Source organism: Gammaproteobacteria bacterium (assembly GCA_034522055.1).
Taxonomy (GTDB): Bacteria; Pseudomonadota; Gammaproteobacteria; order JAABTG01; family JAABTG01; genus JAABTG01.
In genome coordinates, this window is sequence record JAXHLS010000006.1 from 203,712 (window position 1) to 216,496 (window position 12,785).

General features: G+C 64.9%; 13 protein-coding genes and 2 pseudogenes. All 15 read left to right on the forward strand.

What is annotated here, in order from left to right; all coding sequences use genetic code 11:
• Nucleotides 1-16: 16 nt before the first annotated feature.
• The 15 genes and pseudogenes from U5S82_19535 (at nucleotide 17) to U5S82_19605 (ending at nucleotide 12,725) form a co-directional block, all read left to right on the forward strand.
• Nucleotides 17-1,192 (forward strand): nickel-dependent hydrogenase large subunit, encoded by a 1,176-nt coding sequence (locus U5S82_19535; GenBank protein MDZ7753773.1) that lies wholly within the window; start codon nucleotides 17-19, stop codon nucleotides 1,190-1,192.
• An 81-nt stretch (nucleotides 1,193-1,273) separates the two neighbouring features.
• Nucleotides 1,274-1,615 (forward strand): hydrogenase maturation nickel metallochaperone HypA, encoded by a 342-nt coding sequence (hypA, locus tag U5S82_19540; protein MDZ7753774.1) that lies wholly within the window; start codon nucleotides 1,274-1,276, stop codon nucleotides 1,613-1,615.
• Entirely contained in the window at nucleotides 1,615-2,520 is a 906-nt protein-coding gene (hypB, locus tag U5S82_19545) for a hydrogenase nickel incorporation protein HypB (protein MDZ7753775.1), read from the forward strand. The genes hypA and hypB overlap by 1 nt, the downstream gene beginning before the upstream one ends.
• Before the next feature lie 10 nt (nucleotides 2,521-2,530).
• Nucleotides 2,531-2,761, forward strand: a complete 231-nt coding sequence (locus tag U5S82_19550) for a HypC/HybG/HupF family hydrogenase formation chaperone (protein ID MDZ7753776.1) — start codon at nucleotides 2,531-2,533, stop codon at nucleotides 2,759-2,761.
• A 13-nt stretch (nucleotides 2,762-2,774) separates the two neighbouring features.
• On the forward strand, nucleotides 2,775-3,929 hold the full coding sequence (gene hypD / locus U5S82_19555) for a hydrogenase formation protein HypD (protein MDZ7753777.1): 1,155 nt from the start codon (nucleotides 2,775-2,777) through the stop codon (nucleotides 3,927-3,929).
• Nucleotides 3,926-4,975, forward strand: a complete 1,050-nt coding sequence (hypE, locus tag U5S82_19560) for a hydrogenase expression/formation protein HypE (GenBank protein MDZ7753778.1) — start codon at nucleotides 3,926-3,928, stop codon at nucleotides 4,973-4,975. Before hypD ends, hypE begins: the two co-directional genes overlap by 4 nt.
• Nucleotides 4,975-6,687 (forward strand): hydrogenase maturation protein, encoded by a 1,713-nt coding sequence (locus U5S82_19565; protein MDZ7753779.1) that lies wholly within the window; start codon nucleotides 4,975-4,977, stop codon nucleotides 6,685-6,687. Before hypE ends, U5S82_19565 begins: the two co-directional genes overlap by 1 nt.
• 89 nt (nucleotides 6,688-6,776) lie before the next feature.
• Nucleotides 6,777-7,304 (forward strand): annotated as a pseudogene (locus U5S82_19570) (nickel-dependent hydrogenase large subunit).
• A 289-nt stretch (nucleotides 7,305-7,593) separates the two neighbouring features.
• Nucleotides 7,594-7,701: pseudogene (locus tag U5S82_19575) on the forward strand (toxin).
• The gene (locus tag U5S82_19580; GenBank protein MDZ7753780.1) at nucleotides 7,698-8,012 is read left to right on the forward strand and encodes a CopG family antitoxin; all 315 of its coding nucleotides are present in this window, start codon (nucleotides 7,698-7,700) and stop codon (nucleotides 8,010-8,012) included. The pseudogene U5S82_19575 and the gene U5S82_19580 overlap by 4 nt, the downstream one beginning before the upstream one ends.
• Nucleotides 8,013-8,077: 65 nt before the next feature.
• Complete coding sequence (locus U5S82_19585; GenBank protein ID MDZ7753781.1) at nucleotides 8,078-8,359, forward strand: type II toxin-antitoxin system RelE/ParE family toxin; 282 nt, start codon at nucleotides 8,078-8,080, stop codon at nucleotides 8,357-8,359.
• Nucleotides 8,360-8,373: 14 nt separating this feature from the next.
• Nucleotides 8,374-8,688, forward strand: coding sequence for a HigA family addiction module antitoxin (locus U5S82_19590; GenBank protein ID MDZ7753782.1), 315 nt, complete (start codon nucleotides 8,374-8,376; stop codon nucleotides 8,686-8,688).
• Between the two features lie 201 nt (nucleotides 8,689-8,889).
• Nucleotides 8,890-9,336 (forward strand): transposase, encoded by a 447-nt coding sequence (locus U5S82_19595; protein ID MDZ7753783.1) that lies wholly within the window; start codon nucleotides 8,890-8,892, stop codon nucleotides 9,334-9,336.
• Between the two features lie 1,031 nt (nucleotides 9,337-10,367).
• Nucleotides 10,368-11,585: a group II intron reverse transcriptase/maturase gene (gene ltrA, locus U5S82_19600; protein ID MDZ7753784.1), complete on the forward strand. Its 1,218-nt coding sequence runs from the start codon at nucleotides 10,368-10,370 to the stop codon at nucleotides 11,583-11,585.
• Between the two features lie 123 nt (nucleotides 11,586-11,708).
• Nucleotides 11,709-12,725 (forward strand): hypothetical protein, encoded by a 1,017-nt coding sequence (locus tag U5S82_19605; protein MDZ7753785.1) that lies wholly within the window; start codon nucleotides 11,709-11,711, stop codon nucleotides 12,723-12,725.
• The last annotated feature ends 60 nt before the right edge of the window (nucleotides 12,726-12,785 follow it).

Genomic DNA, 12,785 nt, shown 5'->3' on the forward strand with positions numbered 1-12,785 from the left:
ACGCACGAGGAGCCCCGTGGGCATCGAAGGCCAGATCACCATCGCCCTGCGCACCGGCCATGGCCGCGTGGTGGGGGTGGATATCCGCTCCAGCCGGCCTCTCCACGCCCCCCGGATCTTCGTGGGACGCTCCCCGGCGGCGGTGCTGGAGACCCTGCCCATGATCTACAGCCTGTGCGCCACCGCCCAGGCCGCGGCCGCGCGCCAGGCCCTCGGCGCCGCCCTCGGGCGGGCCCCCGACGCGGCCGCCGCGGCCGGGCGCCTGCTGGTGGACGTGGAGACGGTGCGCGAGCACACCCTTGGAATACTCCTGGGCTGGGCGGAGTACCTGGGGGAGGGACCCGATCCGGCGGCGGCCACCATGGTGCGGCTGCTGCCGGCGGTGCGGGAAGCGATATTCGCCGAGGGCCGGGCCTTCGCCCTGGATGCCACCGTGGCGGTGGATCACCAGGCCCTGGACGCGGCCCTGGGAGAGATGATGGCGGTGCTGGAGGAGCGGGTCTTCGGCCTGCCGGTGGCGGCGTGGCATGGCCTCGCCACGCCGGGGGAACTGGCGGCGTGGGCGGGGCAGGGCACCACCGTCGCCGCCCGGGTGGTGGCCGCGGCCATGGACGACCCGGCGCCAGGGACTACGGCCGAGGGGGTGCCCCTGCTGCCGGACCTCGATGACGCCACCCTGGGGGCGCGCTTGCGCCCCGCCGGCGCCGATGCATTCATCGCCAGGCCCCGGTGGCAGGGCGCCCCGGCGGAGACCTCGTCTCTGTCCCGCCGCCGTGCCCACACCCTGGTGGCCTGCCTGCTCGAGAGCCACGGCGATGCTCTGGCCACGCGCCTGGTGGCCCGGCTGGCGGAGTTGTCCGCCCTCGCCATCGGCCTCGAGACCGCCCTGCCCGGGCTGGCGGATGCGCCGTCGGCGGCCGCTGGCGAGGGCCGTGTTAGGGGTGAGGGCATCGGCCAGGTGGAGGCGGCCCGGGGCCGGCTGGTGCATCGGGTCGAGCTGGCGGCGGGCGCCGTGACTCGTTACCAGGTATTGGCGCCCACGGAGTGGAATTTCCACCCGGAGGGGGCGGCCGCTCGGGCCCTCACGGGGCTCGCCTTCACGGACCAGGACGACCTGCGGCGGCGCGCCGCCCTGACCATCCGCGCCCTGGACCCCTGCGTCGGCTTCGAGCTGGTGGTCGATGGGGGGTAAAGGCCCCGCTTTTGTTGCCGGTAATGGGATATGTTTGGATCTACAGTGAATATCCTACCCGCGACGGGTCCGGGAGTGGCCATGCATGAGATGTCCCTGTGTGAAGGTGTGCTTCAGGTGATCGAGGACAATGCACGCCAGCAGAATTATGAGAAGGTAAGCGCCGTGTGGCTGGAGATAGGCGCCCTGGCCGGCGTAGAGGTGGAGGCCATGCGTTTCTGCTTCGACGCCGTGACCCGGGGCACCATCGCCGATGGCGCCCGCCTGGAGATCCTGGACACCCCGGGCACGGCCTGGTGCATGGGCTGCATGAAGGCCGTGACCGTCAGCGCCCGTTACGACCTCTGCCCTTCCTGCGGCGGGGCCCAACTGCATGTGACGGGCGGCGACGAGATGCGAATCAAAGAGCTGGAGGTGGTGTGATGTGCAATGTATGCGGATGCGGCGAAGGCGAGGTGAAAGTGGAGGGCGAGGCCCATGGCCATGGGCACGACCATGATCATCCTCACGACCACGGCCATCCCGGCCACGACCACGGTCATGATCATGACCACGACCACGTGCACCGCCACGACCATGTGCACGACTATGGCCAGGGCCCGGCCCATGCCCATGCTCCCGGCATGAGCCAGGGCCGCATGGTGCAGATCGAGCAGGACATCCTGGCCAAGAACAACGAGTATGCCGCCGCCAACCGGCGCTACTTCGCGGATCGCGGCGTGCTGGCTCTCAACCTGGTGTCCAGCCCGGGTTCGGGCAAGACCGCCCTGCTCACCCGCACCATCGCCGATGTGGGGGACGAGTTCGCCATGGCGGTCATCGAGGGCGACCAGCAGACCGCCAACGACGCCGACCGCATCCGCGCCACCGGCGTCAAGGCCATCCAGATCAACACCGGCAAGGGCTGTCACCTGGACGGCCACATGGTGGGCCACGCCCTGGAGCACCTGGCGCCGGAGGCGGGCTCCATGGTGTTCATCGAGAACGTCGGCAACCTGGTGTGTCCCGCGGCCTTCGACCTCGGGGAGGCCGCCAAGGTGGCCATCCTCTCCATCACCGAGGGGGAGGACAAGCCCATCAAGTATCCCGACATGTTCCATGCCTCGGACCTGGTGCTGCTGAACAAGATCGACCTGCTGCCCTACCTGCAGTTCGACGTCGAGGCCTGCATCGCCAATGCCCGGCGGGTCAATCCGCGGGTCAAGGTGCTCAAGGTGTCGGCCACCAGCGGCGAGGGCATGGAGGCCTGGTACCAGTGGCTGCGCGCCCACCGCCAGATCGCCCTGCTCGAGGCCGCCGCCCCGGCGGCCGCGGCGGCCACGGTCTGAGGGCGCCGTCATGTGTCTGGCGATGCCGGCGGAGGTGGTGGAGATCGACCCGTCCGGGGCCGATGCGGTGGTCTCCCTGGGGGGGGTGCGCAAGGCGATCTCCCTGGCCCTGGTGGACGGGGTGGCGGTGGGGGATTTCGTGCTCATCCACGTGGGTTATGCCCTTAACACCGTGAGCCGTGAGGAGGCGGAGAAGACCCTGCAACTGTTCGCCGAGGCCGGGCTCACCGGCGCCCCATGAAGGTCATAGACCCATGAAGTTTATAGACGAGTTCCGCCAGGGGGACCTGGCCCGCACCCTGGCCGGCGCCATCGCCGCCGAGGCCGACCCCGCCCGCAGCTACCACATCATGGAGTTCTGCGGCGGCCACACCCACGCCATTTTCCGTTACGGGCTGCAGGACCTGGTGCCGGACAACGTGCGCTTCGTCCACGGCCCCGGGTGCCCGGTGTGCGTGCTGCCCATCGGGCGCATCGACGGCGCCATGGCCCTGGCCGAGGCCCACGACGTCATCCTCTGCAGCTACGGCGACATGCTGCGGGTGCCCGCCAGCGGCCGGCGCAGCCTCATGAAGGCCAAGGCCGAGGGCGCCGACATCCGCATGGTATATTCCACCCAGGACGCCCTGCGCATCGCCCGGGACAACCCCGGCCGGCAGGTGGTTTTCTTCGCCATCGGCTTCGAGACCACCACCCCGCCCACGGTGGTGGCCATCCGCCAGGCCCGGGCCGAGGGCCTGGCCAACTTCTCCGTCTACTGCAACCATGTCCTCACCCCGGCGGCCATCCAGAACATCCTCAGCTCCCCCGAGGTGCGGGACATGGGCACCGTGTCCATCGACGGCTTCCTCGGGCCTTCCCACGTCTCCGCCATCATCGGCAGCCAGCCTTACGAGTTTTTCGCCGAGGAGTTCCAGCGTCCGGTGGTGATCGCCGGCTTCGAGCCCCTGGACGTGATGCAGTCCGCCCTCATGGTCATCCGCCAGCTGAACGAGGGCCGTTACGAGGTGGAGAACGAGTACACCCGGGTGGTGACCCGGGAGGGCAACCCCAAGGCCAAGGCCCTGGTGGCCGAGGTGCTGGAGATGCGCCGCACCTTCGAGTGGCGCGGCCTTGGCCTGGTGCCCTACAGCGGCCTGCGCATCAAGGCGGACTATGCCGAGTTCGACGCCGAGGCGCGTTTCACCATCCCCGAGCAGCGGGTGGACGACGTCAAGGGCTGCGAGTGCCCGGCCATCCTGCGGGGCGTCAAGCGGCCCACGGACTGCAAGCTGTTCGGCACCGTGTGCACCCCCGAGAACCCCATGGGGTCCTGCATGGTGTCCTCGGAGGGGGCCTGCGCCGCCTACTGGTCCTACGGCCGTTTCCGGGAAGCCGCCGCGGCCACGCCGGGCTACGCCGTCTCATGACCGCCGACATCCGGCGTTTCCCCCTGCGCCTGGACATCCGCCGCGGCGCCGTGGACATGAGCCACGGCAGCGGCGGGCGGGCCATGGCCCAGCTCATCGAGGAGCTGTTTCACCGGCATCTGGGCAACGAGTTGCTGCTCGCCGCCAACGACCAGGCCGCCTTCGAGGTGCCTGCGGGGCGCCTGGTGATGAGCACCGACGGCCACGTCATCTCGCCGCTGTTCTTTCCCGGCGGTGACATCGGTTCCCTGGCGGTCCACGGCACCGTCAACGACATCGCCATGGCCGGCGCCGTGCCCCTCTACCTGGCCGCCGGCTTCATCCTCGAAGAGGGTTTTCCCCTGGCGGATCTGGACCGCATCGTGGCCAGCATGGCGGCGGCGGCCCAGGCGGCCGGGGTGGCCGTGGTCACGGGGGATACCAAGGTGGTGGAGCGGGGCAACGGCGATGGCGTGTTCATCACCACCACCGGCGTCGGGCGGGTGCCCGCGGGCGTCAACATCGCCGGCGACCGCGCCCGGCCCGGGGACGCGGTGCTGGTGAGCGGTACCGTCGGGGACCACGGCGTGGCCATCATGTCCAGCCGCGAGAACCTGGAGTTCGATACCGCCATCCGCTCCGACAGCGCGGCCCTCCACGGGCTGGTGGCGGCCATGGTGGCCGCGGTGCCGGACATCCACTGCCTGCGGGATCCCACCCGGGGCGGTCTGGCCAGCACCCTCAACGAGCTGGCCCACCAGTCCCGGGTGGGCATGCAGTTGCGGGAGGCGGCGGTGCCGGTGCGCGGCGAGGTGGCCGCCGCCTGCGAGCTGCTGGGGCTCGATCCCCTGTACGTGGCCAACGAGGGCAAGCTGGTGGCCATCTGCGACGGCGCCGACGCCGAGGCCCTGCTGGCGGCCATGCGTGCCCATCCCCTGGGGGGCGACGCCGCCATCATCGGCGAGGTGGTGGCGGATGACCATGCCCTGGTGCAGATGGAGACCGCCTTCGGCGGCCAGCGGGTGGTGGACTGGCTGGCCGGCGAGCAGCTCCCCAGGATCTGCTGATGCGGGTGCTGTTCCTGTGTCATGCCTTCAACAGCCTGAGCCAGCGGCTGTTCATCGAGTTGCGCGCCATGGGCCACGAGGTGTCGGTGGAGCTGGACATCAACGATGCCGTGACTGGGGAGGCGGTGGTCCTGTTCCGGCCCGACCTGGTGGTGGCCCCCTTCCTGAAACGAGCCATCCCCGAGGCGGTGTGGCGCGCCGTGCCGTGCTTCGTGGTCCATCCCGGGGTGCCCGGCGATCGCGGGCCGGCGGCCCTGGACTGGGCCATCATGGAGGATGCACCCACCTGGGGCGTCACCGTGCTCCAGGCCACTGCGGATATGGACGCCGGCCCCATCTGGGCCAGCGCCGCCTTTCCCATGCGCCCGGCCACCAAGTCCAGCCTCTACCGCAACGAGGTGACGGCGGCGGCGGTGGCCGCCGTGCGGCTCGCCGTGGAACGCTTCGAGGGCGGTGGCTTCACGCCCCTGGACCAGGACGACCCCGGGGCCCGGCTGGCGGGGCGCAGCCGCCCCGCCATGGGCCAGCAGGAGCGGGCCATCCACTGGGAACGGGACGACACCGCGACGGTGCTGAGGAAGATCCGCGCCGCCGATGGCATGCCCGGGGTGCGGGACCGCGTGGCCGGGCGGCTGGTGTACCTCCACGATGTCCGTGCCGAGGGCACCCTGGGGGGGCGCCCCGGCGAGCTGGTGGCACGCTCGGGGCCGGCGGTGTGCAGGGCCACCCGGGACGGCGCGGTGTGGCTCGGCCACCTGCGCGACCCCCAGGGGGAATTCTCCTTCAAGCTGCCGGCGATGCGGGTGCTGGGGGATGCGGCGGCGGACCTGCCCGAGGTGGCACCCACGGCCCGCAGCGGCTATCGGGACATGTACTGCCGGCGGCGCGGGCCCGTGGCCTACCTGCACTGGGATCTCTACAACGGCGCCATGGGGGTGGACGCCTGCGAGCGCCTGGGGCGGCTCTACGCCGAGGCCTGCCAGGGCGAGACCCGGGTGGTGGTGCTCATGGGCGGGGACGACTTCTGGTCCAACGGCATGGACCTCAACCTCATCGAGGCCGCCGCCAGCCCGCCCCAGGCCTCGTGGGACAACATCAACGCCATCAACGACCTCGCCCATGCCATCATCACCACCGGGGATACGCTCACCATTGCCGCCCTGGGGGCCAACGCCGGCGCCGGCGGGGTGTTCCTGTCGCGGGCCGCGGATCGCGTGTGGGCCCGTCACGGCGTGGTCCTCAACCCCCACTACAAGGACATGGGCAACCTCTACGGCTCGGAGTACTGGACCTACCTGCTGCCCCGCTACGCCGGTGCGGACAAGGCCCGGCGCATCAGCGCGGCGCGGCTGCCCATGGGGGTGGAGGAGGCGCGGGCCCTGGGACTGGTGGATCGGATGATGACCGGCGCCCCGGAGGACTTCCGGGCCGAGGTGGGCCGCCGGGCCCTCGAGCTGGCCAACGCCCCGGACTTCGAGGAGCGGCTTGAGGCCAAGGCGGCGCGGCGCCGGGCGGACGAGGCCGAGCGGCCCCTGGCGGACCATCGCCGGGACGAGCTGGCCCACATGCATCTCAACTTCTTCGGCTTCGACCCCAGCTACCACGTGGCGCGCTACAATTTCGTCCACAAGGTGCCGAAGTCCCATACCCCCCTGACCATCGCCCGCCATCGCCGCCGCGACTGGCGGTTGCCGGCAGCGGAGCCGGCCTAGTCATGGAGCCCCTGGTGCTGGTGGTGGACGACGAGGTGCGCAGCCTGGAGACCCTGGCGCGTATCCTCGACGAGGACTTCGAGGTGCGTACCGCCCCCGACGCCGACGTCCCTGATGGCTACACCTGGTGCAAGGCCCCGCGCCTCGGGGGGGCGGTGATGGAAGTGGGGGCCCTGGCGCGCCAGGCCGTGGACGGCCATCCCCTGATCCACGACCTCCTCGCCGGCGGCCAGAGCAACGTCAGGGCGCGGGTGGTGGCACGGCTGCTGGAGGTGGCCCGCACCATCCCGGCCATGGAGGCCTGGGCCCGCGCCCTGCGCCCCCGGGAGCCCTTCTGTGGCCACGGCCTCCTGGCGGAGGATGGCCGTGGCTACGGCGTCACCGAGGCGGCCCGGGGCAGCCTCGGCCACTGGTTACGGGTGGAAGGGGGGCGTATCGTCAACTACCAGATCATCGCCCCCACCACCTGGAACTTCTCGCCGCGGGACGCCGGCGGCACCCGGGGCGTGCTGGAACAGGCCCTCCTCGGCACCCGCGTCGATGACGGCAGGGACACCGTGGCGGTGCAGCACGTGGTGCGCTCCTTCGACCCGTGCATGGTGTGCACGGTCCATTGACCACGGAGAAAAACCTTTTAACGTGAAAGTCGCGAAGCACGTTCTCCCCCTCTCCCTCTGGGAGAGGGATGGGGTGAGGGAACGAACATGGCGATACGCGCTCCTCTTTCATCATCTTGGGCGGTGCGTATCGCCATGAGAGTTAACCACGAAATACGCGAAAGACGCGAAATGTCATGGGTGATCAGGGTGCCCCTGCCTTCGGGCACGCCTTGAGCCATCTGGGCCTCGTTCGTATGCCCTATGGTGTGATGGGCGACCAGGGCGTTTCCGGCGCTCATTATTTAAGGAATATGTTCACCTCATCCCGTATGTAGAAAGCGATGAGGAGGTATTTTTGAAAACAATCATTCCCAGCAGAAAATTTACCAAGCTATACCTTGGAGGTGAATCATGACCAAAGGTAAGTTATCTAAAGAAGAGAAGGCTCTGCTTGATGCCGTCGAGACTGGAGAGTATGAATCAGTATTAACGGAATCTCGAAAAAAAGAATTAGAGGCAATTGCCAGCAACACGTTTAAAAAAGACAAAAGGATAAATATTCGAATCTCAAACAGAGATTTAACTGCTATCCAGTCAAGAGCATCGGAAGAAGGTATTCCGTACCAAACTTTTGTGTCGAGCATTATTCACAAATACATTTCGGGCTCACTGCAAGATCTCACAGCTAACAAGCAAATGCAGCCGACGCAAAAAACGCGCGGCTGATTTGGGCGTTATGCGGTAACAAATCATCGAATGACACGCGTCACGTGACGGACTACACATGACGCATGTTCAAGATATTTTCGGATCGACGTACCCAGGAACTGTACGCCACAGGCAAGGCCAAACGGTTTCCGGCAGATGTTGCCAAACGGGCTGCGCGCAAGTTGGAGTACGTCGACTTGGCTACGCGGCTGGATGACCTGAAAGTTCCGCCTGGCAATCGCCTTCATGCACTGGAAGGTGACCGAAAGGGACAATACTCGATCTCGATCAATGACCAGTGGCGCATCTGCTTCCGGTTTGTGGACGGCGACGCCTATGATGTCGAAGTTTGTGATTACCACTGAACGAGGTGAGAAAGATGAGCATTCCGAACACAACCAGGAGCAAGCGACGGCCTACCCATCCGGGCGAGATGCTGCGTGAAGACTTTTTGCCGGATTATGGGCTGACTGTTTCCGGTTTGGCTGAAGCTGTGGGCGTCTCGCGACAGTCGATTAATGAGGTGCTGCGAGAGCGCCGGAGTGTCAGTCCGGAAATGGCTCTCCGGCTGGGACGGCTGTTCGGTAATTCTCCAGAATTCTGGCTGAACGCCCAACGGGCTGTGGATCTGTGGGATGCCGCGCAGGCAATTAAGAAAGATATGGCGCGTATCAAGCCGCTAAATGCCGCATAACAAGCCCATCCAGCCGATGCCAAAAAACGGTGCGGCTGATGGGCGGCGTTGAACTAAACCGCTACGCGGTAGCTCCCCTTCGATAAACGCCGGCGGTTCTTCCGTCGCCAACACTCTCAGTTGACCCGATGTGGGTCTGACGGAGAGGAGAGACGACGATGACAGCCTTGCGTCAGCAGATGATTGATGCCATGCGCCAGCGTGGCTTTTGAGTGGGTGGTCTACACCAAACACTGTCTCGACCATACCGCCACCGTCGTCGACTACCTGGCCCGTTACACCCACCGCATCGCGATCACCCCAGCGCGGATCCTCGCGGTCGACGACGAACGGGTGACCATCCGGTACAAGGACTACCGCGACCGTGACCGACATAAGACATTGACCCTGGAGGGCGAAGAGTTCGTGCGCCGCTGCCTGATGCATGTCCTGCCGAAAGGGCTGATGCGCATTCGTCACTTCGGCTTCCTGGCCAACCGCGGCCGCCGGGAGAAGCTCGCCCGGATCCGTGAGGCACTGGCCGTCCCCGTCCCACCGGAGAAGGACGATGGCACCGCACACCACGACGGTGTCGACTATGCCTGCCCGCAGTGCCCGACCGGGCGGCTGTACGTAATCGCGCAGATTGCGCCCAGTCGAGCATCCTGAAGACCGCCCGACACGCGACACTGAGGCTGTAAAACAGGATAAAGGCCTGCGGTCTTAACCGAGGTGGGACGGCCCCGCAGCGGGGCCGCGGTTGCGCTCGTCCGGACATTGGATTTTGCCGAGAAATGGCGAGAGAATAACCACCCATCGCACATCGCAGGGACCGAAGACATGGACGAAGACGCCTCACCGGCCACGACCACCGCCCCAATCTGCGCCACCGCCGGCGCATCGCACCCACCCCGCGCCATACATTTCCCTATAGATCAGTCCGTGCCGGTCTGATGGGCGGCTTAGTCCAACAGACATTTATTCGCCATGCTGCGCACGGCGGATAAATGCTTATAAGTTATCGCGCCGAGCAAAGCTCGGCGTCTCTTGCGGGGTGGAAGTCCCCGTCGGGCAAGGGTTAGCCACCCACCCGTATCGAGTGTTGATCTCAATGAGGAGCGGGGCAACCCGCGAACGATAAGTGAGGTAAGCGTACACAGAGAATCCTGTAGGCCGTAGGGGTGGTCGCGCACCCTGAAGTGCTGGTACAGCTTCGAAATAAGCTTATTGCGGATGTCGACAGTTTTAACTTGCTGGAAGACAACACGAAGCGCCCGGAATGGCTTGGGTGTGGAGGTCCGCCGGAGTCCACAGGCCGTGGCATGCAGGAAGAGAGGCGCCGTAGAACTCGGGAAGCCCCGCAAGCTCCTGAACGAGGTGAAGCCATGAAACCGACAGAGCTGGGACACGCAAGGGTGAAGAGCCTGGACACGGCGTATGCTCCGGTGGAGGGGCCGAACAGGGAACGGACAGGCAGGCCGGGAACGGCCGCATGCGAACGGGGTGTCTTATCGGGCATAGTAGTCGGAGGTTGGGAAAGCCAGCCACAAGGCGAAGGACCCGACGGGAGTACGCAGCCCGCAAAGGAAACTCGTGCCGGACACGTTGGATCGGATCAACATGAGCCCACCTCACTGCGGGGAATAGCCAAACGGGCGAAAGCCTGTAAACACCATCGCTTTCGCGACCTTTACCGGGAAGTGAATGCCGAACTTCTGCTGCATTGCTGGCAGGCACTGAACAAGGATGCTGCCAGCGGTGTGGATGGACTGACGGCGGCGGCCTATGGTGAGAACCTGATGGCCAATATTGCTGACCTGGCGGAGCGTGTGAAAGCTAAACGCTATCGAGCAAAGCTCGTACGGCGTGTTTACATCCCCAAGGAGAATGGAAAACAAAGGCCGCTGGGTATCCCGGCGCTGGAAGACAAGCTCGTGCAACTGGCCTGTGCCAAGCTGCTGACGGCGATCTACGAAAGCGACTTTCTGGATAGCAGTTACGGCTACCGGCCGGGTCGAAGCGCCAAGGAAGCAGTGTGTGACCTCACGTTTCGTCTGCAATTCGGGAGCTATGGCTACCTGGTCGAGGCGGACATACGGGGGTTTTTCGATCACATGGACCACGACTGGCTTCTGGAGATGTTGTCGTTACGGATCGACGACCGCGCCTTTGTGCACTTGATCCGGAAATGGCTGAAAGCCGGGATACTGGAGACCGATGGACAGGTACTCCATCCCGGAGCGGGCACCCCGCAAGGCGGGATCATCTCCCCGGTGCTTGCCAACCTCTACCTGCATCACGTGCTGGACCTCTGGTTCGAACGTGTATTCAGGCCCCGTTGCCGGGGCGAGGTAATGCTGTGCCGATATGCCGATGATTTTGTCTGTGCGTTTCGTTATCAGGAAGATGCGGAGCGGTTCTTCGAGATGCTACCGCTACGGCTGGGAAAGTTCGGCCTGGAGGTGGCGCCGGAGAAGACGCGGATCGTGCGCTTTAGTCGATTTCATCTGAGCATGGAACGCCGGGTCACCTTTCTGGGTTTCGAACTGTACTGGTTCCGGGACCGCAAGGGTAAGCCGCGCGTCATGCGTCGAACCGCTCGCAAGAAGTTGCAAGGCGCGTGTCGTCGCATCAAGGTGTGGATTAAGGGCAACCGGCATCTGCCGGGCAGGGAGTTTGTACGGGGACTGAATCGTCGCCTGGTGGGGCATTACAACTACTACGGTCTGCGGGGCAACTCGCGGTCGTTATGGCGGTTCTATCAATGGGCCATGGAGTGTGCATTCAAGTGGCTGAATCGGAGAGGCGGGAAGCGCAAGAGTTTCACCTGGCAGGCATTCGCCGGTGCCGTGGAAAAGCTCGGAATCGCCAAACCCCGCATTACCGAACGGCCCTCTGCACGGCGGGTGTTTGCATGAAGCCTATCGACCGCGCGAAAGCGAGTACAACCGAGGAACCGGATGCGGGAAAACCGCACGTCCGGGACTGTGCCGGGGGCGCCGGGTAACCGGCGTCCCTACGGCGGAGGCATTGGGGGGTGGATGAGCCTAGTACAGTTTCCGAGTCGGTGCGACGAGAAGTCGGTCTTTGCATTTTGCTCCGAGGTCGAATCCCACTCTGGTAGAGAAATCGTCACCATAGATTTCTCGTCTATGGGACGGATTGAGCCATTCACGATGGTTTATATCGCGAACCGGATTCGGGACTTCAACAGGAGTAACCGGGGAACCAGAGTTAGGTGCCGCGGATTTCGCGAAAAAGACTACGCCGCGAACATGGCGTTCTTCCGAGCCTTCGGGTTAAAGCACGGGAGAGAGCCGAGCGAGGTCCCAGGCAATGATCGATTTGTTCCCTTCACCATCCTGAGAACAAAAACGATCGTTGACGAGGCATCCCGGGAGTGGGAGGTTCCTCAGGAAATTGTTGAGCGGCGTGCGGAGCACTTGGCGACGGTCCTGTCTCGGAACGAGTCGGAGAATCTTCTGGACGCCCTGACGTTCTCCATCCGGGAGATAATGAGAAACGTAGTTGAGCACAGCAGATCAAAGGCCATCGAGTACTGCGCCCAGTACTGGCCAACGTACCACCGCGTTGAGATCGCGATACTAGACAACGGCATGGGCCTGAAGGAGTCGCTTTCTTCGAACCCCTACGTCGAGGTGGAATGCGACTCGGACGCAATCCAACAGGCACTGATGCCGGCCATCTCCAGTAAGAACTACGCTGGCGCCAGAATCAACACAAAAGACCCTTGGCACAACTCGGGATTCGGCTTGTACATGAGTAACCGGATCTGCAGGTTAGGCGGAAGCTTCCTGATATGCAGCGGCGACCACGCAATAAGACTGGATGAGAACGGCAAGGAACATATAGACCTCGGGCACCACTGCCAAGGGACCGCTGTAAGGATGGTTCTGAACACAAGTAAGCTAGCCTCACTCAGCGGCATGTTGCAGCAGTTCCGCTCGGAAGGGTATGAAGTAGCTAGGCAGATAAAAGGCGTCGGTGTTTATGCGGCCTCGGCGGCATCCCAGATGCTATCACGAGACTTTCAGTAGTCACCCTTGTCTAGTTACTGGTGTCGCAGGCATGACTAATAGCCTAACCAAGCGGTCGAG

What these genes read in the sequence shown, in the direction of transcription:
- hypA (MDZ7753774.1), top strand. Translation starts at nt 1,274, where the DNA reads ATGCATGAGATGTCCCTGTGTGAAGGTGTGCTTCAGGTGATCGAGGAC.
- hypB (MDZ7753775.1), top strand. Translation starts at nt 1,615, where the DNA reads ATGTGCAATGTATGCGGATGCGGCGAAGGCGAGGTGAAAGTGGAGGGC.
- U5S82_19550 (MDZ7753776.1), top strand. Translation starts at nt 2,531, where the DNA reads ATGTGTCTGGCGATGCCGGCGGAGGTGGTGGAGATCGACCCGTCCGGG.
- hypD (MDZ7753777.1), top strand. Translation starts at nt 2,775, where the DNA reads ATGAAGTTTATAGACGAGTTCCGCCAGGGGGACCTGGCCCGCACCCTG.
- hypE (MDZ7753778.1), top strand. Translation starts at nt 3,926, where the DNA reads ATGACCGCCGACATCCGGCGTTTCCCCCTGCGCCTGGACATCCGCCGC.
- U5S82_19565 (MDZ7753779.1), top strand. Translation starts at nt 4,975, where the DNA reads ATGCGGGTGCTGTTCCTGTGTCATGCCTTCAACAGCCTGAGCCAGCGG.
- U5S82_19580 (MDZ7753780.1), top strand. Translation starts at nt 7,698, where the DNA reads ATGACCAAAGGTAAGTTATCTAAAGAAGAGAAGGCTCTGCTTGATGCC.
- U5S82_19585 (MDZ7753781.1), top strand. Translation starts at nt 8,078, where the DNA reads ATGTTCAAGATATTTTCGGATCGACGTACCCAGGAACTGTACGCCACA.
- U5S82_19590 (MDZ7753782.1), top strand. Translation starts at nt 8,374, where the DNA reads ATGAGCATTCCGAACACAACCAGGAGCAAGCGACGGCCTACCCATCCG.
- U5S82_19605 (MDZ7753785.1), top strand. Translation starts at nt 11,709, where the DNA reads ATGAGCCTAGTACAGTTTCCGAGTCGGTGCGACGAGAAGTCGGTCTTT.